The organism is Sphingobacterium sp. Lzh-3 (genome assembly GCF_046764375.1).
GTDB lineage: Bacteria > Bacteroidota > Bacteroidia > Sphingobacteriales > Sphingobacteriaceae > Sphingobacterium.
In genome coordinates this window covers 5,108,546-5,128,853 of sequence record NZ_CP177226.1, presented here as the reverse complement: position 1 = coordinate 5,128,853, position 20,308 = coordinate 5,108,546, and the positions used below count along the sequence as shown (strand labels likewise).

The following is a 20,308-nucleotide window of genomic DNA, read 5'->3' as shown; positions in this document are numbered from 1 at the left end:
AACGGAGAAAAGAAAAAGCCCAGCAAAGAATGTCTGGGCTTTGAGATTATATAAGGGGAATAATACTTGCTAAAAAAGTGAAGACCTAGTCTTCATCGGTGATAATATCATCACCATCTAATTCGAAACCTTCACCAAGGAAGGTATTCTCTAGTTCGAATAAATCTGAATCTTTAATCATTTTACTATTTTTTTGATATTCAAAGTTATCACCCTTATTTAAGCTAATTATCAATATAAAATGAAGTTTGTGTTAAGGGTTGTTATTATATTTTTTTGAGTACAATATCTAATTTTTCCGCCTGGATGATTCTGCTGAAAAACTCCTTTAAATCAAAATATTCTTCTGGCATAAACAACGGTTTGTTTAATTGTGTTGCAGACTCGATTACGAGAACATCAGGTGCCGTATTATTGATTTTAAAAATATATCGTGCGGCGCGCTCAGGAAGGGCCATACTGATGTTTTTTAGCCTATCTGTTGTTGGGTAAGTGTAACCTTTTGGCAGTTTTATTTCAATGTAGCTTTCTTCTTGAACCAGTGAACCAAAGTCGATGGGATAATTCCGCTCTGTTAGATTGAAAGGGTTTTTAGACATCTTGGTATCAATATAAGGATTAAATAGAAGCTGACCATTTTGCAAGGTTGCAAAATTTTTAATTTCAATTTCAAACTCCTCTGTTAATGGTTTATCGAGTGATTCCCTATTGGATACTTTAAAACTGTTGATTTTAATGCGGTTGTTTTCTTCATCTATTTTTTCATAGAATTCTTCTTCTGAATTACTTCCTTGAAGGCGTTCACGCATTTTAGAAGCACCATAACCATTACGTGAAGTAATCCATTTTCCTTTTAATTCGCCATTTTCGGATAGTTCGCCATAGAAGAAGTTACTGTAAGTAGATGAAAGATTTGCATCGAGTTTCACCCAGTTGGATTCGCCTTCCAGCGGAATTGATCTTCCTTGATAGTTGACACATTTCATCGGGATATTTCCAAACATCTCATAAGGGGAGGTGGCATCCAGCAGGTAGTAGTTTTCTCCTATTTTTACCTGTGCGATCACATGGTTGAACTCCGATATTGCCGGTGCATACAGTCCGGCATACCCATTGTCGCGTGTCGATAAAATAACAGGGATAGCATCTAGTTTCGCATAGCGTAAGGCATTGACGAGCCCGAGGTTGATATCAGCGCTATTGCCTGTTCTTTTTTCGATGGCTTCTTTAATGTTTTTTGCATAGATTGAATGGCGATTATTCCATTTTATTTGTTTCTGAAAATAAGTATACAGGCGTACCGCTTTTTCTAGATCATCTTTTGAGTCCTGCAAGACGGGATCAATGAAATCTTTCAATGCACTTTTTCTTTTCACTTGTCCACCAAAGCTTTCATCTTGTACAAGTTTATCTCTAACATTTTCCCAGGTGAGTGAGAAGTCTTTTGTAGGTCCCATAGGAACACTATATCGACCGAGTTCAAAGAAGATGATTGATCTGAAATTTTTGGAAGAAGTCATGTAATCTTCAGTATGGAAAGCGGGGATATTTTCCATCGTATATACTGTTTTATTACCTAATATTTCGCCAACTTCGGAAAATAAGCCTGTGTTGTAATTTTCCACTTTTCGGTCGCTTACTCCGAATGCGCCTTTTAAATTGGCTTTATAATGGCAGATTTCGGGAATACGCGTAACATATTGACTATAGAGTTTCGGAAGATCCTCCTGAAATTCCCAGGCATTTAGGTTAAAGATAAATGGAGATTCTGTGCGGTAGCGGTATTCAATAATTGTACCTTCCTGGACCTGCGGAATGGCCGCTTTCGTTACCGCATAGTTTTCAGAGGAATTTTCGTTAAAAATATTCGCTTTGGTCATCTCCGTTTCTACAACCTTTTCACCAACGAGATGATAGGATGCTCCTTTGATCTCCATTAGGACTTCGCGCTCATTTCCGCTTTTATATAATGGAATGCTGAAATTTGCATAACTATAAGCTTCCTTGTTCAAGATTTTAATGCGTACATGTTTAAAAAACTCAACTACAAGACCTTTATTCTTATTGTAACTGACTTCGGCTGAGCCATATTCACGTAAGACAAAGGCATTCGCCGCCGTGTCTATTTTGTCAACAGTAATGGCAAAATCTTCCTTTTTAATTTTACCGAATGAAAAATCTTGTGCTTGTAGGTATAAACCACTAAGCAGGAGGAGACCAGTGAAAAAACTTTTCATAAAAATGACTGTATGGTTAATAATTATAACGCTAAAATATGAAATAATTTTAAATCAAAATCATTTGGCAATTAAATTGATATGAAGAATTTATGTACTTGTTTTCTTGTTTGAACAATGCAATTAATCTGTGCGGCCTAGGGATATACCCGGTATTGTGTGCTTATGAGGCACTTAAAGGGTAAATTCGAAGGTTAATGTGACATAGCGGTAGTCTTCTCCTTTCCATTTTGGACCTGAAAGAAGGATTTCTTTGGCTTTCGAATCGAGATAATCATTTGCACTTTGGAGAATACTGATATTGGTTGGCAATCCATCTTTATCGATATAAAAGCTTAAGCGTACGGTACCTTCATAACGGCTTTTGGAAGTTTTTTTCTTGATGTAATTGTTGAATGATCGCCAGCCCCAGATCGGTTCGGCACTTTTTGTTTTGCGTGAGGACATCGTTGTGACGACGACTTCTTCAAGAAATGAGCTGGAAGGTTGTAGTTTGATTGTCGTATTTTTGTTGCGACGCATATTCAATGCAACCGAGTTGTACCCAAGAGCCATGATGTCGACGAGTGAATCCATTGTACTGGGTTGGATGGTCGCTTGTCCCTGTGCGTCGGTATTCGTAGCAAACTTGCTATTGGGTTGAATGAGTGTCACTCCCGAAATAGGTAAGCCTGTCTCTTTGTCCCGAATCGTAAGTTGTAGTGGTGTACCTTGCTGTTGTGGAATCGAAATACCTGGAGCTCTGCCTGCAAGTGTATTGTTTAAACTTGAGGTTCCCCGAATCATCATCGTTTGGGAAGCATCTTTTTTCTTTGCCATTGGCGCATAACCGATAACAATTGTGCTGTCTGTAGGTCTTAATCCAAATACAGGGCGATCGTTATTGAGACCTTCCTTCATTTCTTCCAGTGATTTTACACGTAAGGAGGGTTCACGCGATAAAACGGTCACCTCTTCCAGTGGATGCTGTTCCTGAAGTCGTGGTCTGTTATTATCTGCTAATTGTGGCAAATGTTCTCGCGATCCTATTTTTGAAGCAATATCATCTGATAGCGTCATAGAATCTGCTTCTGTAACTTTTGTTTTGGGCTTTTCCTGCGTAGTATTTACTTCAGCGGTACGTTTCGCTTCGGATGAATTTTTGTCCTGCTGACGGTAAAGAAGAAGACCAACCCCCAATACGATCACTGCTGCTGCGGCGATGCTAAGTGTCTTCCAATCAAAGACCTTTATTTTAGCGGAATTGTCTTTTTCAATACGTTGCGCAATTTGGTTGTTGATTGTTGTAATTACGGTTTTATTCTGATCCATTTCAATACCCATAAGAATATCCGCCAACATGGGGTCACGTTGCGCCTCCCGTTCAAGCGCATACATCTCCGTAGGAGATAGTTCGCCGTTGACGTATTTCTTTAAGTATGCTATGTCGTAATTACTGTTGCTCATTCCAAGCCTCCATGCAATTTTTTAAATTCCGTTTTCCATTCTGAATATAGCTTTTTACTTCGTTCAAGCTATAACCGGTAGATTCACTAATCTCTTTGTAACATTTTTCCTCCAAAAAGAAGAGTCTAACCGACTGTTGCTGTTTGTCTGGCAATTTTCCCAGACAGCCTTCCATGGCTGTTAGCTTTTCTTCTTTTTCATCATATTGTTCATACTGATGCATGTCGCCCGGAAATTTCACAAATTCATCCAAAGAAATTTGCGTTTTGTTCTTTTGAGACCTCAAATACATCAGACAATGGTTCTTGCTTAATACATAAAGCCACCTTGGGAAGTCCTTGATTTCTTGTTTGTTGACTTTGTGTATTAATTCTTCAAAGATATTCATGACAGCATCTTTGCTCAATTCGGAATCTTGGAGATACCGTAAGCAAACATAGTATACCATCTCCGTATGTCGTTGGTATAGATCACCCAATACCTGGAGCTCCTTAGACTCCTGGTAGTGCAGCAAGAGCTCGTGGTCTTGTGCTGTATCTATTTTTGACGACTTGAATGCGAACATTTTATTGGTTAAAAATATTTTTTTTTTCTGGTTTATGGAAATTTAATATTTGAGGCATCCCTTGGCAAAAATGTAAAAGATATGAGATCAATACTTTTTGTAATCGGCTTGTTGCTATCCTTAGGCGGATATGCCAAGCAAGGATATGAGGTTAGGGGGAAGGTTGTCGATGCGAATACAGGAATCGCCCTTGTGGGGGTACAGGTGCGCAATATTGCCACCAAAGCGCTTGTGCAGACCGATGACAAGGGAAACTATCGTATTCAAGTCCTTGATGGTAAAAACATCTTGATTTTTAGTTATATCGGATATCTTGAGCAACGGGTAGCAGTCAACCATCGGTCAAAGGTTGATGTGGCGTTGGTGCAGCAAAATAATGCGCTGGATGAGGTTGTGGTTACCGGATATGCGCACAAGGCGAAGCGTCAGACGGCATCGGTGATGAATGTTAATGCGGCTATGTATGGGCAAGTATCGGGTGTGTATACTAGAGGAACGGCGTATGTGCCTAATCAGAATCAAGAATCTTATCAAAAGTTGAAGGAAAATAACTTTATCAATCCACGTAAGGAGCCTTTATCGACCTTCGCAGCCGACGTTGATGCTGCTTCCTATAGTAATGTGCGTCGATTTATCAATTCGGGAACACTGCCTGAAAAGGACGCGGTACGGGTTGAAGAGATGATCAATTACTTTCAGTATCAAGTGGGCGGACCTAAAAATGGTGAACCTGTAAATATCGTCACCGAATTGACGAAGGCACCTTGGAACACGACGCATCAGCTCATGCGCGTCACGTTAAAGGCGAAAGATATTCCTACAGCGAATCTTAAAGCTTCAAATTTGGTGTTTTTGATCGATGTGTCGGGGTCAATGATGGGACCGGGGCGTCTACCTTTGGTGAAAGCTTCGCTGAAGATGTTGGTCGATCAGCTTCGTGCTGTGGACCATGTCGCCATTGTGACCTATGCTGGATCGGCAGGGGTAAAACTGGAGAGTACGCCCGGTGATGAAAAGATGAAAATAAAATCGGCTATTGAGGAGCTGGAAGCCGGTGGAAGTACAGCTGGTGCTGCAGGAATTAAGAAGGCCTATGAAATTGCGAAGCAACAATTTATCAAAGGAGGAAACAACCGGATCATTTTGGCCAGTGACGGCGATTTCAATGTTGGGGAGAGTAGTGACGAATCGATGGAAGAATTAATTTCCAAAGAAAGTAAATCGGGGGTTTTCCTCACAGTATTGGGGTATGGCATGGGAAATCTGAAGGACAGTAAGATGGAAATCCTTGCAGACAAAGGGCATGGGAATTATGCCTATATAGACAATATTTCTGAGGCACGAAAAGCGATGGTAACCGAATTTGGGGGAACTTTGTTTACCGTTGCTAAAGATGTCAAGATTCAGGTCGAATTTAACCCAAGTTATGTGCAGGCCTACCGTTTAGTGGGATACGAAAACCGCTTGTTGGAGGCTGAGGATTTTAATAATGATCAAAAGATGGGTGGTGATATGGGGGTCGGACATGTGGTGACAGCCTTATATGAAATTGTACCTGTAGGTGTGGAGTCGGGGGTGATCGGAACAGTAGATCCCTTAAAATATCAGCAACAAGCGGATCAGGCAACTGGGCGGAGAAATGCTGAACTGGCCACAGTTAAATTTCGGTATAAGGAGCCTGAAGGGGAGAAAAGCAAGTTGCAGCAAAAGGTGGTCGGAACTACCGTTACGGAATTGAAGAGTGTGAGTGAAGATTTACAATTCGTAACAGCGGTAGCGGAACTAGGGTTATTACTTCGTGATTCTGATTTTAAGCAAAAGGCCAATTTTGATCAGCTCATAGCGCGAGCAAAAGCTTCTAAAGGCAAAGATGAGGAAGGTTATCGTGCTGAATTTATCCGTATTGCCGAAAATGCCCGGGATTTATCGAGATCGAAAGAATAAATAAAAATGACCAAATAAGGGTTTTCAGTAGCAGCAATTGAAATGCTGCTGCTGGAAATAGTTTAGTTTGTGAGACAATAGCCAAAAAAGTAAATAAAATCTATATTTTTAGATCATCAATAAAAGGAACGTATTTTGCTTTAGCTGATCGAAGCTGCGCGATCTTTGGTAGGTTGGTACAGTCAGATGAGTCAGTCGCTGGGCTTGATTGATGCATGGTATATGTGGCCGACCCTGTAGGGAACGAAATATGTGGAAATAAAAAATGATAGATAAATGAAGAACTTTTTTTTGTGCTTTCTTTTGGCTATTGGTATTGCAATACCTTCGGTAGCCCAAAATGCGAGCTTGAATAAACAACAGACCATGGCTTATATTAATAAGCTATATAAGGTTGCCTACCATTATAAGGATACAAAAATTGATACAGTAACAGTTGATGGGAAGGTGTTGACAGTCTTTCTTTCCAGTGGCCAGCATTTTCGAAGTGATATTGGCAAATCAGATGTACTGGTCATTGCACGTGTAAAATCAGGTTATCAAATTCGATTTAAGTCCTCGCCTAGTACGGATGAAATTTTATGGGCAATCCAAACGGAAGAGGATGCCAAACGTCTGAAAAATGCGTTGGAGCATCTGATTAAAATCGTAAAAACCGAAAAAAAGACAGATCCTTTTGGCAGTTAAGTCATATAGATGAACTGATCCGATGGGTAATAGAATGTTCGGCAAGGAATGAGCTTGCCGAACTGAATAGAGAAAGTAGTAGGGCTTGCACATGGATATGTGTTGAGGATTGCTGAGGGGGTAACCAAATGCCTACTAGATATAAAGACGATTGGCTTCATGGCCGAAATTGATGTGGCTGTTGAAACCATCGATTGTAAAATCACATCGTTTACACTAATTTAAGGTGTTTACATAAATTCAGGGTTAATATGTTGTTATCTTATTGTAATTAAGTGTTTTGTGTACTTATTTCTGAATGGTCTTATTTCTCCTGTTGATGAATTTATTACCCTGGAGCACCTTTATCCTCTTTCCAAGCTTATATTTCCGAGCTAGCTGCTGTTAATGCTCCATTTGGTTCAGTCAGTGGCGATAAATTTGAGATATAGTCTCGCAAATCCATACGTTGGTTTCAGGTAAAACAGTGTAAGAAGCACAAACTGCCTTTTGCCCAATCGAAAGTTTATTGGTATTCTATACAAAAAAAGCAGATTCGATGTCGGATCTGCTTTGGGTGATATGTATTAAAAGTTGACTGCCACGTTAACATAATAGTAAGGTAAATAGTGGGATCAGGGCAACCATAGAAACCATCATTGTAATACGCTTTTGAAGGTATAAACTTATAGACAAGATCAATTCGCTATGCTCAAAGCTTTCTATTTTCCCGCCATTATTGAGCGAAGAAGGTTTGATTTCGACAACTTTCCCTTGCTCGTTCTCAATTTGCCAGGAGGTCATCCACATATTTTTCGACCTCCATGTATATTTTTTATCGATTAGGCTAATAGTGGCCTTACTTGTCCATGTATCATATTCGATATCGCCAATCAGTTCATTGTTTTGATTACGAATCTCCGTGTATGGGTTGAAAAAACCCTTATTTTTGAAACGAAACTGATCGTTGTGGATAGAAACATGAGCGTCCAGATTCCAATCGATAGATTCTAAATTTCCTATAACTGCTTCATTGCGGTAGAGGGTTGATTTAGTTCCGAACAAATTATTCTTCCAGTTGTAAATTGATTTCTTTTCCATGCCTGTTTATGTTTATACATTTATTTTAATTCATTAGTATTAGGCCTGCTCGTTTTGTTACAGCCTTTGGAAATATTTTTTAGAGCCTATTATAGCTTTTTGTAGGTGGGGTCATTCTACCTAACATGTTAGATGTCTGCGAAAAAATCCTTATTTTTACCGATAAAATCACATCGAATTGACACATCAGGAAAAGTCGAGCCAGATTAGGAGGGAAATAAATCTTTCCTATCAGCAGCTGAAAGGAATGTACCCCATCTTAAAAAGTCAGGACAGTATCGGAATGGCCATATTTGCACTAGCGATCCTGGGTATTGTTGTTGTATCGATAGCTTGGTCTCGCGCTCTTGTTCCGGCTTGGCTTATGATTGTCAGTAATGCCTTTTTTATGGGTGTTTTACATGAAATCGAACATGATCTGATTCATTGGCTTTATTTTAAAAGACAAAAAGTTATTCATCATTTTATGCTTTTTAGTGTATGGATATTACGCCCACTGACTGTTAATCCCTGGATACGCAGGACCTTGCATCATCATCATCATAAATTTTCGGGTACATTACATGATGTTGAGGAACGCAGTGTGACGAATGGCGAACAGTGGTCTATCAAACGTTTGGTAACAACAGCCGATGTTGTATTGGGCGGGCTCTTTCGGCTGCATCGTATGTTTAATGATATGGACAAAGAGGTGAAAAATGGGAATCTGAAATTGGAGACCTCTTCACACCTCAAACGGATTATGTTTTTAAGCATTGTTCCAGTAACAATTTTTGCACATGTGATCTTATATTTCTTCTTTGCAGACTTATTATTTGATTGGTTAAGAATGGTTTTTGGGGTGGAGTTGAGTTTTCCACACTATGTGGATAACATGTTGATAAGTCTGCATTGGATCATTTATGTTATTCTACTGCCCAACTTATTGCGCCAATTTTGTTTGCATTTCATCACGTCAAACATGCACTATTTTGGTGATGTGGAAGCTGGAAATGTGATTGAACAAACGCAGGTATTGACTGTTTGGTGGACTTTTCCAATGCAATTGTTTTGTTTCTTTTTTGGCTGGACCCATAGCATTCATCATTTTGTTGTGAATGAAACTTTTTACGTCCGGCATATTGGGCGTAAGAAGGCGCAAGAAATCTTACGTAAGTATGGCGTGCGTTTTAATGATTTGGGAACGTTTAGAAGAGCAAACCGCTTTCGTGCGCTTCCCAACAAAGAAGTTTAGGACTTTGGTTTAGTCCTTTTTGCGATAAGTTTTATAATTTCCATGCTGTTCGTAGATAAGAGCACCTTCTTCACAATAGTTTGATAGGTAAACAGAGAATTTATTGCTTTGATTCCTGTCAATTCCCAATTGGACCAATACCTCAGAAACGCGTCGTGCCGTCTGGAAGAATTCCGAATGATAGACGAGGTTATCCAGTTTTTTGCTCAGGTCTATTCTTTCTTGTGTATCCGGAGGTAAAGAGTAGGGTGAATTGAAAGCAATGTCATGCTGAAAAAAAAGTGCTGGTTGAATCTCCAGGCTACGACATAAAGTCAAAAAATTTGTAAGGGTTAAGTCCTTGCCTTTTTCTATACCGTTGAGTGTTCCTGTTGAAATGCCCGTTAGATTGGATAGATCACGCAGTGAATAATATAGATCATTTCTTTTCGCGCGGAAGCGCAAACCAATTATTTCCAACAGGGCTTTATCTTCATCCGTCATACAACGAATTGAATGACAATTTGCGCAAAAAATAGTTTATTATTTTGTTTAAAAATTTGCATTTAATTTTTTTTGTTCTATATTTGTTATAACAGATGTTTTTGATCGGTGATAAGAATCATTTCATGAAAGTCTAGGTTGATTTTGAATGAGTGCCAGAACTGAATCTTTAGAGTGACTGCTAGCACACCTTATATCTCCAACCTATGTAAATAACTTTAAGGATAGTTCGCTATCTTAATAGGACATAGGGTATGAAAAACAAGATACTGTAAGAGAAAAACGTCAATTTGCCTGGCTTCGGCTTCCAAGAATCCGTCAAGTTCCGCCGGAGCTAAGGTAAATTGTCAGAACGTCAACACGTTGACCATTTTATGGTCGGTATCTACCAGGTCGTGAATGACAAAAAAAGTCGACTTGCCCAGCTTCGGTTTCCAAGAATCCGTCAAGTTCCGCCGGAGCTGTGGTGAGTTGCATATTATCGTCCACTCATAAAATAATAAATCAGGTAAAATACGATTAATACGCATACCGCGATTATCAGCGTACGTTTTAAATTTCGGCCAGCGGGTTCATCATCTTTTTCTTCAATGGCAACCTCAGGGAGCTTCTCTTCCTGTTTTTGGTCGTTGTGTTCGGGGATGTCATATTTATTTTCCATTAGTCGAATTGTTAAATATTAGAATTGTTTGTTTTATGAGTAGAACATTGTTGGGATACAAATCGTTGAGTTAGGCCAATTTTTAATTCATATAAAAGACCTGTTTTGTGGCACTGAGTGCGCGATGTTAATAAATAAAACGGTAAAGCATTGTGTTTTTTCGAGTATTTGCATACATTGCGGCTATATTTAACGCGATAAACCTAAACAACCTGTAAACGCTGCGTTTACAAATAATTTTGCGTTGAACGAAGTCTGTAATAAATAATTGAGCACTAAATGAAAAGAAGAACTCTTATTGGAACATTGGTAGCTGGATGTATGATGTTGGCTCTTAGTCCAACATTTGCACAACAGAAAGCTGCAAAAAAGGAAATTGGTCTACAGTTGTATTCTGTACGTGAAGAAATCGGGAAAAACCCGAATTTCGACCAGATTCTACAAAAGATCTCAGCATTGGGTTATACAGGAGTGGAAGCCGCTGGATACAAGGATGGTAAATTATATAACTTGAGTCCACAAGAATTTAAGGCAAAAGTAGAAAAAGCTGGAATGAAAGTGATTTCATCACACGCAACGAAGACTTTATCAGACAAGGAGCTTGCTTCTGGAGATTTTACGGAATCACTAAAATGGTGGGACGAATGTATTGCTACTCATAAGGCGGCGGGAATGAAATATATTGTTACGCCTTGGATGGACGTGCCAAAAACACTTAAGGATCTGGAAACACAATGTCGCTACCTTGATGCTGTGGGAGCGAAATGCCGTCAGCAAGGAATCGTATACGGATACCACAACCACTCGCATGAGTTTAGAAAAGTGGAAGATAAGGTAATGTACGATTATATGATAGAGCATACAAATCCTGAGAATGTATTTTTCGAGATGGATGTGTATTGGGCCGTAATGGGACAAGTTAGTCCTGTTGATTATTTCAATAAATATGCCGGCAGATTCAAGGCTTTGCACATTAAGGACCATCGTGAAATTGGTCAAAGTGGTATGGTCGGTTTTGATGCAATTTTTAACAATTCAAAAGTTGCTGGCCTGCAATATATTTTTGTTGAGCTGGAAGAAACACGTAACGATATTTACACCGGTTTACAACAAAGCATTGATTATCTAAAAAAAGCTTCTTTTGTAAAGGCTAGCTACTTAAAATAGCCGAAAATCGGGAGAAAATTGACCCAGTTGAGACAATTCTCCGTTTGATAGATTTATTATTTTTCGTTAACTTGAATGTAATAAAAAGGGATTTTTTATTGAATTAAATTAGACCATATGAAACGGATTATTGTTGCCACAGACTACGCTGAAGAGGCCGAACATGCCTTAAAGTTTATTATGGAAGTTTTCGCAGGAAAAGAATACGAGCTCGTTTTATTTTCTCTTCAAAATCCTTCCATCCATGCGATGAACGCTCGACTTTCTCCCGATTCTATGTTCAAGATTTTTGAACATCAAAGTAAGGTTTTACGACGTAAAGCCGAGGCTATTACGGCCGAAAGTGGTGTTTTGACTATTCCTTATCTGGCAGCAGGCTTGTTTTATGACCAGATTACAAAATGCATCCATGAGACGAATGCCGATTTGTTGGTGATGGGAATGGCCAAACGTTCCTTTGATCAAGATATGCTTGGTAATACGACCACGGCAGCAATCAGTAAATTAAAAATACCAATCCTTTCAGTTCCGCTGGGCGCAAAATTTACGGGTCTGGAGCATATTCTTTTTGCCTGTGATATTGTTCGTGGTGTGCAAAAGGAGATTCTTGAAAAAGTAAAAGATTTTGCGGCTGAGTTTGGTGCGGTACTAGAGGTACTCAACATTCGTAAGACAGTAGAGCAGCTAAATGAGGAAAAAGGAAACGAAACACGGGAAACCATCAACGATGTGATGGGAATTGTAAGTTATTACTACAAAAACGTAACGTCCAATGAGGTCGTAAAAGCTATCCGGGACGAAGTTAAAGAAAGCAGTACAGATCTGCTGGTTATGATTCCTTATAAGTACGGTTTTTGGAGTTCATTGACCCATCGAAGTAAGACTCGTATGATGGCCTCGGGGCTAGATGTTCCTTTGCTGACAATCTCGATCTAATTCTTTTTCACTATAAAAGCCCAGTTGAGCTGAGATCAACTGGGCTTTATTTTGATTGTATTTATTGAAATAGGGGGAGTATCTTATCCCAAATTTGCTGGTAGGCTTTATTGTCCCGGACGATTCCCTTATCTTCATCATAGTAATTGGGTGCGTCAAAGCTCCCGCCTTTGCGCCTTTGTATTGAAAATATATTTAGAACTATTTTTGATTTTTCAGCTTGTAAAGGGCTGATCAGGAAGTTGAATATTAATTTTTCCCCTTCTTTATTGCTTAGAAAATTACTGTTTTCAAAATACGTACTGGTTTGAATAAATCCCGAAGGCCGATCGAGCTGTACAATAAAATAACCACCATCCTGAAGCACTTGTATTATCTTGTTATATGCCGAATCACTTGCGATCGGGATAGTTTTAGTACGGTCTGGATTTTGTGCCGACAGGGGGCTGGAAAAGACCAATATATAAGCAATCAACATCAAGGAGAATTGGATTAAATGTTTCATATTACCGAATTATAGATCTTATCAAGTTAATACTTCAATTTAACAATTTTATTTTTAGTAACAGCTACTTAGGCCGTCACGTTGTTATTTAATTCGTATGCCTAATATTTTTAGACTACGTTCTTCCTGGTCTAAGGTTGCTATATTGGGTAAGTTAGCCCATTCCTTGAAACCCATTTTTTCAAATAATGCAATGCTTGGAAGATTGTGTGCAAAGATAAATCCCAATAAGGTATGTACGCCTAAATCTGGAGCTTTATCAATGCAGTATTGAAGAATCTGTTTACCAAGGCCTCGACCACGTTGCTGTTCATCCAAATAGATACTGATTTCTACTGTTGCGTCATAAGCTGGACGACCATAGAAAGATTGAAAACTTACCCATCCAAGTATCTGGTTATTTTCATCTTCTATCAGCCACAGGGGTCTTTTCGAAGCGTTATGTTCGTCAAACCATTTTTGTCTACTGGCAACAGATACTGGGGCAGTGTCTGCAGTAACCATGCGGGAGGCTATTGTAGAGTTGTATATTTCTACTATGCGTGGTAAATCATGTTGTGCTGCGTCGCGAAATTTTAATTGATTCATGGTTTGTACTGTTTAATTGTTGTTTACTGTTTGGTTTGATTCTAATGCCCAAGCTAAAAAGCCATTCATTACCTCGTTCCAATGGGGCTTGTTGTAATCGGGCCGGCCATCGTTCTGAACTTCAAAATAATTATGGTCCTGATTATAATAGCGTTTTATAGTGAGGTTGCTTTTCTGATTTTTTATAAAATAAAGAGGTACTAAATCATTTAATTCAGATACAATGTCTTCTGTACCGAAGACGAGATAGATCGGTTTATTAAAGGCCAATAGTTCGTCAATAGCAGGTTGCGAAAATGACTTCCATGAACGCAAATTGGGATTGTTTTTTAATTTTTCTGGATTGTTGGCATCTTTATAAAACGCATAGGTTTGTTCAATTTTTTGAGCAGCTTGTTGCCAGGAAATTTTTCCTTTTTGAACATCGCGTTTTGCCTGTCGTATATCTTGGTCTATTCGTCCGAATATATTAGTTCCCGATAGGCCTAATTTACTTACTTTTTTATAGCGATAGGCTAGTTTGGAGGCTACGTGTCCACCCTGAGAGTGACCGAATACAACTAATTGTGAATTATCGACCCATGGTTGTCCGCTAAGATAATCTAATACTGCAACGGCCCGGTTTACATAATTTTCTAGATAGTCTGCTTTTTGGTACGCTATACTCGGGATATTTTTATCTTTTGAGTCACCATAATACCAATAAGAGTCATTAAGCTGAGATTCGTCGACGATAACAGGAGTTTCTGGCATTGAAATAACGACGAGATGATACGATTTAATAATATCCTGGTAGTTAAAGTTGGTTAATCCTCCTCCAAAAAGACTTAATCCCTCTTTTTTGTAATTAAAGTATAGCGGCAAGGGTAACGATCCCTGACAAAATAAAAACAGAGGTTTCTTAATTTGTGGATCAGGATCAATAACTAAAAAATCAATTTTACCGTTCGGGTTTTCAAGTTCAAAGAGGGTGGATTCTTTATTGATGACGCTGATATTCTGCCCAAAGATAGCTTGTGTTACGAATAGCAAGCAGATAAAAAGAATGAATTTCATGAAGATCGGCTTTATATTAAATCTGTATTTGTCAAACTTAGATAAATTGCTTTTTATATACAATACAATTACCCTTCATAAAGGTAACAATTCATAGATGTGCGACATTTCTTGTTATGCTTCTGGCTGGTTTATATCGATAGCGGAGGTAAATTGCACGATTTCTGTGTTTTATGAATAAAATTTACACTAATTTGAACAAATATTTCACTATATAGTGTTATTTTTTTCTCATCTCAGATCATTCAATGAAGAGACATCAGCCTTATTGATGATAGATCTTAGCGAAATAGCTTGTCTTTTCGTTTAGTTATTCAGGAACTTTTCTAAGCGGGATTTTTCACCGAGTTCCGGTCGCTATAAAATCACTAAAAAATTATCTAAGAAGGATCTAGGGAAGAGATTGGCTAGTAGCTAAGCTGTAAGCTAATTTTTAAACATAACGAATCAATTATGAACACATTGCAAGCTGTACCTAAAATCCGAATCCGTTCAATGGATGTTATGCGTGGTTTCACGCTGTTCTTGATGTTATTTGTCAATGACTTGTTTATTCCGGGTGTACCTAAATGGCTGGTTCATTCGGAAGCAGATGAGGATGGAATGGGATTGGCGGATTGGGTATTTCCGGGATTTCTTTTTATGGTTGGAATGGCAGTGCCTCATGCTGTTGCGGCCAGGGAAAAGATAGGTTCATCGACAACGGTCATTTTTGTTCATATTCTGATCAGAACATTAAGTTTATTGCTTATTGGTGTATTGATACTGAATGGTTCGCGAGTTGATGCACAGCTTACGGGGATGTCACATTTGTTGTGGTTGGGACTGCTATATGTATTCGTTTTTCTGATTTGGAATCATTATCCAAAAGACATGCAATATCAGTCCATTTATAAGGGGCTGCGTGCAGTTGGTATTATGGGGATTATTTATCTCCTATATATTTTCAAAGCGTCGGATGGAAAAGGCCTGGAAGTAGGGTGGTGGGGGATTTTAGGGCTGATTGGATGGGGATATTTTTCCGCGGCTTCTATTTTCTTATTGAGCAGGGGAAAGATAATTGTGGTTGTATGTGGTTGGTTGGTGTTTTTGGTACTCAATATGCTGAGCCAAATGGGATTTAAAGTTGAATTCCCTGGTATCGGAAGATATTTACATGTTCTTCTAGCTGGGAATATACCCTGTATTGTGTTGTCTGGAACAATCATAGGGATGCTTATGAAACGTTATGCGGCAAATCCAAGGGTATTGTTGCGTTTTTTGCTGGTTATTGGTTTGATTTGGCTAGTTGCAGGTTTTGTATTGCGTTTTTGGTTTATTTTATCCAAAATCCATGGTACGCCAAGTTGGGCATTGGTTTGTTGCGGGATTAGCGTATTGCTTTTGATACCACTTTATTATTTCATTGATGTGAAAGGCTACCATCGCGGGATAGGATTGTTTGAGGAGGCCGGAAAGAACTCATTAACGACGTATCTTGCTCCTGATCTGATCTACTTTGTCTGTTGGGGTTTTCATCTATCACTATTCTTTTATAAACAATCGGATTATATGAGCTTAGCTATTGCCGGTTCATTGCTTTGGGCTTTAGCCATGTTGTGGTATGCAATCTTGCTAAAGAAGCTACATATTTATCTGAAACTTTAGTTAGCGAGTAAGCATCAAATGTGGATGCTTTACGGATTATATATTAGAACGATCACTATCATCTAAAAATAAAATAAAGAAGCTATTATGGAATGTAAATTGAAATCAATATTTAGTCAGACCTTCACTGTTCTGTTATTGACTTTATTGTTGTATCCTAGTGTAAGTTGTGCACGAGCGAAAAACAAAAAAGTTGTTATCGCCTATGTCACTTCATGGTCTAAAGTGATGCCTGATCCGACTTATCTGACGCATATCAATTATGCCTTTGCACATGTCAGCGATAGCTTTGACGGCCTACGTATAGATAATGAATCTAGATTGAAGGCTATTACGGATCTTAAGAAAGCACATCCACATTTAAAGGTATTGCTGTCCGTTGGCGGCTGGGGAAGCGGTCGGTTTAGCGAAATGGCTGCTAATGAATCTAATCGGCAAAAGTTTGCCAAAGACTGCTGGCGTGTGATGAAGGCGTTTAATCTTGATGGTATTGATATTGACTGGGAATATCCAACGAATTCTTCTGCAGGGATCTCGTCTTCTTTAGCGGATACGGAGAATTTCACCTTGCTCATGCACGATATCCGCAAGGCTATTGGTAAGAAGAAACTGTTGACTTTGGCTTCTGTTGCGAACGGTAAGTATATTGCTTTTGACAAGATTAAGAATGATGTGGATTTTGTCAATATCATGACTTATGATTCGGGTCATCCGCCTTATCATCACGCGAGTTTGCACCGTTCACCTTTATCTGGACATACAACTTGTGTGGAGGCCGTTAAGGCCCACATCGAGGGCGGTATGCCTGTTGAAAAATTGGTGCTGGGAATTCCATTCTATGGTCGGGGCAATAAAACTGAAGTCAAGGGTTTTATCGATTATAAAGATCTGCTTTCACTTCAGGGCTTTGAGCAGAAATGGGACGATGAGGCTAAAGCGCATTATCTTGTCAACGATAAAGGGGATTTTGTACTGACTTATGAAACGCCAGAATCGATTGCACTTAAATGCGATTATGTACACAGGACAGGACTACGCGGTGCGATGTACTGGGAATACGCGGGAGATACAGCAGGAGGCGTCTTACGCGATGCCGTCTACAAAGGTATTCTAGAATAAACAAAAAAGCCTAACGTGAGTTAGGCTTTTTTGTTTGTGGTTTTTTATTAGATGTTTTATAATGTCGTTTATCAGTCCAGCCCGCTCATTTCGATAGCAGCCATATCCATCTGTCATAGATGGTGATATGTTATTATTTGGCTACCAACTGTTAATATTGCGCTATGCAGTACTGTAGCCCTCTATCTGACTGATCAGTGGCTTACTGATTTTTACTTGTTTATGATAAATAAAGATGTTGACGAAATATATTTATGAAATCAGAAAATTTTTCATCGTGTCAATCGGTATGTTTGTATTGGTTGAAATCCCGTTCGTCGAGTTAATTTGGTAATTAATAAAATAAGGTTTAGAATTATCAATAATTAGGGAAAGAAGACCTTTTATAATTCGAAATGAAAGTACTTTAAATTACTGCTTTTTGTTCCAACTGTATATCATTAGAGGAGATATATTCGGTGATATTATAAAAGAAGAAGGGGAAAGTTTGGGTATGAATTGTCCAATTTTAAACTTTATATATTACCGATTATGAAAAAGAAACTAAATTGTATTGCTTTAATAGCAACATTTGTGGTTTTAATCACTTCCTGTTCCAAAGATCTCGTTCCGGGAGGAACCATTGAGCCCAACTCTGGACTGAAAGGTCTGAAAACTTACACATTTAAACCTACTGAGATAAATCTTTCAAGTTTTGATACGGCCGGAATACAAGGCTTCTCAAAAAAAGGCAAACAAAATTCCCTTACATTTCTAAGGGACAGTATTTGGCCCAATAATGCAGGAAAAACTTCATTCTATGAAACTACCGATATTCCGGCTGTTCTTGAAGAAACGAGAAGAAAATTATATCTGGGTGCTATTCTAAAGGGGGAGACGGCAATTGATGTAGACAATGTGAATCCGGTTTTCGTACCAATAACTTATAGAAACCCAATTACCATGTACGCCAATTTCCCTACTGACAGTATTTATAGGACTGTAATACCTTCGAAAATACAAGATCTTAGTTATCTACGTGCTGCATTGAGTTCGGCAGCAGGAAACCAGATCCAATCGTTTACTTATGAGCAGAGTCAATTTAGAAAGACCGAGGAACTAAAAAAGTCTTTTGGAGCAAATCTGAATCTTGCTAAAATTTTAACTGTTAATTATCTGGATACCCTTGAAAATTCAACTGCTACAACAATCGTAAGGGCTGAATTTACGCAAGAGAACTTTTCCATCGCTATCGAACCTCCAATTTATGAGCCTTTTCTCAAGAGCAATTTTGACTACTCTATTTTCAATGGGATCAGACCTGTAATTGTCAGTTCGGTAACTTACGGAAGAAAGGGGATTTTTATCATGGAGTCAGATTCCTCTTACAACGCGGTCAAAAAAACACTTAATGTCGCGCTAACATTATCCGCAGAAATGTTAAACGTCTCGTCGACTGACAGTCTAGGTCCATCATTTTCGGCAGCATTGAACTTGCGACTAACTAATGCGCAGAAAACTATAATAAATAATTCGCGGATGAAAGTGTATATTATCGGAGCTGATGGAAAGAGTATCGTTAAGGCAATAACAACCGGTCTAACAGGTTTTGCAGAGGTTTTGGCGGCAAATGGTGGCTTTACAAAAGATAGTCCAGGGGATATTCTTTATTACTCTTTAAATTATCTCGATGATTTTTCCACCTTTAGGAATCAGTTCAAGATTAATATTGCCAATTAGGTCATTTAAATTTTATTTGGTATGAGAGTCAAAATAATCATAGCCATTTTTTTCCTTCTTTCATTTATAGGATGTAAAAAAGAAGAAATTCAAACCCCATCGCCTACTGAAAAAGGCGATGGGAAACTGCTCTCGGAATATTTTAGCACACTTCGTATTGCACCATTGGATATTGTTGATCTGAGGAATAAAAATAAAGACATCAAAACAGTATTTGACCGCAAGAAAACTGCCGGAATGATACATCTTCGGGATAGTGTATGGACAAATGGGTCGGGAACAAGCTCATTTTATGAATCTGACGAGATGGTCGTAACACCAGGGAATCTAAGTTACATTTATCCCGGCTCACTTTTAAAGGCAGCGTCAATAGCATCGGATCAATTTGAAACCTTTTCCGGGTATCAAACTGCACCGATCAGTGTCCAATTATCATTTCCTTCCAGTTTATCAATTGGTACCATCTCCATTCCAAGTCTTTCAAATAGCCGGATATTTTTACGCAATGCACTTTTAGCACCTGATTTTTCAGGGAATACGATACTTAATTACTCAGACTATTTTTCTGCATTTTCAAAATATGAGGAAGTGAAATATGCATTTGGCTATAATGTAAATCAGCATAAACTATTTTCTTCGACTAATACAAATTTCGATTCTTATTCAAGCGGAACCTACTATTCCACTAAGTTCATGGCCAGTTATACGGTGGAAAATTTTACGTATACAATGTCTGATCCTGCTGCTAATGAGTTGATTGATATGGCTTCTATTCCTGCCAATGTATTTGATGGAATTTCTCCGGTATATATTAATTCTGTAACTTATGGTAGGTTTGGATTATTGGTACTTGAATCTAACAACAATAGTTCCGAAATGAGAAGTGCTTTTCAGAAGATGGTGAAGAAGATTCTTAAAAAAACTACGGAATCATATACACAGGAAGAAACGAATCTATTTGCCAGTTGTCGAATAACTATTTATTTGTTGGGTAGTACCATCGGCAATAATGTGATCCAGTTATTGATCAATCCAAGTCCTGATGGTGTATCTGATTTTATTGCACAGAACGTAGGTACATTTACAGCGAGTGATCCAGGTGTGCCTATTTACTATACTGCAAAATATCTAAAAGATAACTCGCCATTTAAAACGACGTTTAGAATTGACCATTAAATATATTTTATGATGATGAATACAACATATAGACAAAAGAGTTTAGGGATTTTAAGTG

18 protein-coding genes are annotated in these 20,308 nt (G+C 38.5%); 9 read left to right on the top strand and 9 right to left on the bottom strand.

Features of this window, described 5'->3' with window-relative positions:
• Positions 1-266 precede the first annotated feature (266 nt).
• The 3 genes from ACLCDV_RS21655 to ACLCDV_RS21645 form a co-directional block, all read right to left on the bottom strand.
• A complete protein-coding gene (locus tag ACLCDV_RS21655) occupies positions 267-2,237 on the bottom strand; it encodes a transglutaminase domain-containing protein (protein WP_411972230.1) in 1,971 nt (656 codons plus the stop codon).
• 174 nt (positions 2,238-2,411) lie between these two features.
• Entirely contained in the window at positions 2,412-3,683 is a 1,272-nt protein-coding gene (locus ACLCDV_RS21650) for a TonB family protein (protein ID WP_411972229.1), read from the bottom strand.
• Complete coding sequence (locus ACLCDV_RS21645) at positions 3,670-4,248, bottom strand: RNA polymerase sigma factor (RefSeq protein ID WP_411972228.1); 579 nt, start codon at positions 4,246-4,248, stop codon at positions 3,670-3,672. The genes ACLCDV_RS21650 and ACLCDV_RS21645 overlap by 14 nt, the downstream gene beginning before the upstream one ends.
• 81 nt (positions 4,249-4,329) lie before the next feature.
• Between ACLCDV_RS21645 and ACLCDV_RS21640 the strand changes: the two genes are divergently transcribed.
• Together ACLCDV_RS21640 and ACLCDV_RS21635 are read left to right on the top strand one after the other, a co-directional pair.
• On the top strand, positions 4,330-6,192 hold the full coding sequence (locus tag ACLCDV_RS21640; RefSeq protein ID WP_411972227.1) for a YfbK domain-containing protein: 1,863 nt from the start codon (positions 4,330-4,332) through the stop codon (positions 6,190-6,192).
• Between the two features lie 276 nt (positions 6,193-6,468).
• The gene (locus tag ACLCDV_RS21635) at positions 6,469-6,879 is read left to right on the top strand and encodes a hypothetical protein (protein WP_317669648.1); all 411 of its coding nucleotides are present in this window, start codon (positions 6,469-6,471) and stop codon (positions 6,877-6,879) included.
• A 585-nt stretch (positions 6,880-7,464) separates the two neighbouring features.
• On the opposite strand, the gene ACLCDV_RS21630 is transcribed toward ACLCDV_RS21635, so the two are convergent.
• Positions 7,465-7,959, bottom strand: coding sequence for a hypothetical protein (locus ACLCDV_RS21630; protein WP_333577082.1), 495 nt, complete (start codon positions 7,957-7,959; stop codon positions 7,465-7,467).
• A 178-nt stretch (positions 7,960-8,137) separates the two neighbouring features.
• Here ACLCDV_RS21630 and ACLCDV_RS21625 point away from each other — a divergent pair, with 178 nt between their 5' ends.
• Positions 8,138-9,193, top strand: coding sequence for a fatty acid desaturase (locus ACLCDV_RS21625; RefSeq protein WP_411972226.1), 1,056 nt, complete (start codon positions 8,138-8,140; stop codon positions 9,191-9,193).
• A 9-nt stretch (positions 9,194-9,202) separates the two neighbouring features.
• Here the strand turns inward: ACLCDV_RS21625 and ACLCDV_RS21620 are convergent, their stop codons facing one another.
• Both ACLCDV_RS21620 and ACLCDV_RS21615 read right to left on the bottom strand, forming a co-directional pair.
• Positions 9,203-9,676: a helix-turn-helix domain-containing protein gene (locus ACLCDV_RS21620; protein WP_411972225.1), complete on the bottom strand. Its 474-nt coding sequence runs from the start codon at positions 9,674-9,676 to the stop codon at positions 9,203-9,205.
• Positions 9,677-10,154: 478 nt separating this feature from the next.
• Entirely contained in the window at positions 10,155-10,337 is a 183-nt protein-coding gene (locus tag ACLCDV_RS21615) for a hypothetical protein (protein ID WP_088162842.1), read from the bottom strand.
• Between the two features lie 279 nt (positions 10,338-10,616).
• Between ACLCDV_RS21615 and ACLCDV_RS21610 the strand changes: the two genes are divergently transcribed.
• On the top strand, positions 10,617-11,504 hold the full coding sequence (locus ACLCDV_RS21610) for a sugar phosphate isomerase/epimerase family protein (RefSeq protein WP_411972224.1): 888 nt from the start codon (positions 10,617-10,619) through the stop codon (positions 11,502-11,504).
• 117 nt (positions 11,505-11,621) lie between these two features.
• Positions 11,622-12,440, top strand: a complete 819-nt coding sequence (locus ACLCDV_RS21605) for a universal stress protein (RefSeq protein ID WP_411972223.1) — start codon at positions 11,622-11,624, stop codon at positions 12,438-12,440.
• A gap of 61 nt (positions 12,441-12,501) precedes the next feature.
• Here ACLCDV_RS21605 and ACLCDV_RS21600 read toward each other — a convergent pair whose 3' ends face one another.
• The 3 genes from ACLCDV_RS21600 to ACLCDV_RS21590 form a co-directional block, all read right to left on the bottom strand.
• Positions 12,502-12,945 carry a hypothetical protein gene (locus ACLCDV_RS21600; protein ID WP_411972222.1) on the bottom strand — a complete coding sequence of 148 codons (444 nt, stop codon included), beginning with the start codon at positions 12,943-12,945 and terminating at the stop codon, positions 12,502-12,504.
• A gap of 84 nt (positions 12,946-13,029) precedes the next feature.
• Positions 13,030-13,533 (bottom strand): GNAT family N-acetyltransferase, encoded by a 504-nt coding sequence (locus ACLCDV_RS21595; RefSeq protein ID WP_075994058.1) that lies wholly within the window; start codon positions 13,531-13,533, stop codon positions 13,030-13,032.
• 12 nt (positions 13,534-13,545) lie between these two features.
• A complete protein-coding gene (locus ACLCDV_RS21590; RefSeq protein ID WP_411972221.1) occupies positions 13,546-14,589 on the bottom strand; it encodes a hypothetical protein in 1,044 nt (347 codons plus the stop codon).
• Positions 14,590-15,042: 453 nt separating this feature from the next.
• On the opposite strand from ACLCDV_RS21590, the gene ACLCDV_RS21585 reads away from it, so the two are divergent.
• The 4 genes from ACLCDV_RS21585 to ACLCDV_RS21570 all read left to right on the top strand — a co-directional run bounded on the left by ACLCDV_RS21585 (position 15,043) and on the right by ACLCDV_RS21570 (position 20,250).
• Entirely contained in the window at positions 15,043-16,236 is a 1,194-nt protein-coding gene (locus tag ACLCDV_RS21585) for a DUF5009 domain-containing protein (protein WP_411972220.1), read from the top strand.
• Positions 16,237-16,323: 87 nt separating this feature from the next.
• Positions 16,324-17,355 (top strand): glycoside hydrolase family 18 protein, encoded by a 1,032-nt coding sequence (locus tag ACLCDV_RS21580; RefSeq protein ID WP_411972219.1) that lies wholly within the window; start codon positions 16,324-16,326, stop codon positions 17,353-17,355.
• A gap of 531 nt (positions 17,356-17,886) precedes the next feature.
• Positions 17,887-19,074 (top strand): thiol-activated cytolysin family protein, encoded by a 1,188-nt coding sequence (locus ACLCDV_RS21575; RefSeq protein ID WP_411972218.1) that lies wholly within the window; start codon positions 17,887-17,889, stop codon positions 19,072-19,074.
• Between the two features lie 21 nt (positions 19,075-19,095).
• Positions 19,096-20,250 (top strand): thiol-activated cytolysin family protein, encoded by a 1,155-nt coding sequence (locus ACLCDV_RS21570; RefSeq protein ID WP_411972217.1) that lies wholly within the window; start codon positions 19,096-19,098, stop codon positions 20,248-20,250.
• Positions 20,251-20,308 lie beyond the last annotated feature (58 nt).

What these genes read in the sequence shown, in the direction of transcription:
- ACLCDV_RS21600 (WP_411972222.1), bottom strand. Translation starts at nt 12,945, where the DNA reads ATGAAACATTTAATCCAATTCTCCTTGATGTTGATTGCTTATATATTG.
- ACLCDV_RS21645 (WP_411972228.1), bottom strand. Translation starts at nt 4,248, where the DNA reads ATGTTCGCATTCAAGTCGTCAAAAATAGATACAGCACAAGACCACGAG.
- ACLCDV_RS21640 (WP_411972227.1), top strand. Translation starts at nt 4,330, where the DNA reads ATGAGATCAATACTTTTTGTAATCGGCTTGTTGCTATCCTTAGGCGGA.
- ACLCDV_RS21605 (WP_411972223.1), top strand. Translation starts at nt 11,622, where the DNA reads ATGAAACGGATTATTGTTGCCACAGACTACGCTGAAGAGGCCGAACAT.
- ACLCDV_RS21615 (WP_088162842.1), bottom strand. Translation starts at nt 10,337, where the DNA reads ATGGAAAATAAATATGACATCCCCGAACACAACGACCAAAAACAGGAA.
- ACLCDV_RS21595 (WP_075994058.1), bottom strand. Translation starts at nt 13,533, where the DNA reads ATGAATCAATTAAAATTTCGCGACGCAGCACAACATGATTTACCACGC.
- ACLCDV_RS21630 (WP_333577082.1), bottom strand. Translation starts at nt 7,959, where the DNA reads ATGGAAAAGAAATCAATTTACAACTGGAAGAATAATTTGTTCGGAACT.
- ACLCDV_RS21580 (WP_411972219.1), top strand. Translation starts at nt 16,324, where the DNA reads ATGGAATGTAAATTGAAATCAATATTTAGTCAGACCTTCACTGTTCTG.
- ACLCDV_RS21610 (WP_411972224.1), top strand. Translation starts at nt 10,617, where the DNA reads ATGAAAAGAAGAACTCTTATTGGAACATTGGTAGCTGGATGTATGATG.
- ACLCDV_RS21620 (WP_411972225.1), bottom strand. Translation starts at nt 9,676, where the DNA reads ATGACGGATGAAGATAAAGCCCTGTTGGAAATAATTGGTTTGCGCTTC.
- ACLCDV_RS21585 (WP_411972220.1), top strand. Translation starts at nt 15,043, where the DNA reads ATGAACACATTGCAAGCTGTACCTAAAATCCGAATCCGTTCAATGGAT.
- ACLCDV_RS21590 (WP_411972221.1), bottom strand. Translation starts at nt 14,589, where the DNA reads ATGAAATTCATTCTTTTTATCTGCTTGCTATTCGTAACACAAGCTATC.
- ACLCDV_RS21570 (WP_411972217.1), top strand. Translation starts at nt 19,096, where the DNA reads ATGAGAGTCAAAATAATCATAGCCATTTTTTTCCTTCTTTCATTTATA.
- ACLCDV_RS21655 (WP_411972230.1), bottom strand. Translation starts at nt 2,237, where the DNA reads ATGAAAAGTTTTTTCACTGGTCTCCTCCTGCTTAGTGGTTTATACCTA.
- ACLCDV_RS21575 (WP_411972218.1), top strand. Translation starts at nt 17,887, where the DNA reads ATGAAAAAGAAACTAAATTGTATTGCTTTAATAGCAACATTTGTGGTT.
- ACLCDV_RS21635 (WP_317669648.1), top strand. Translation starts at nt 6,469, where the DNA reads ATGAAGAACTTTTTTTTGTGCTTTCTTTTGGCTATTGGTATTGCAATA.
- ACLCDV_RS21650 (WP_411972229.1), bottom strand. Translation starts at nt 3,683, where the DNA reads ATGAGCAACAGTAATTACGACATAGCATACTTAAAGAAATACGTCAAC.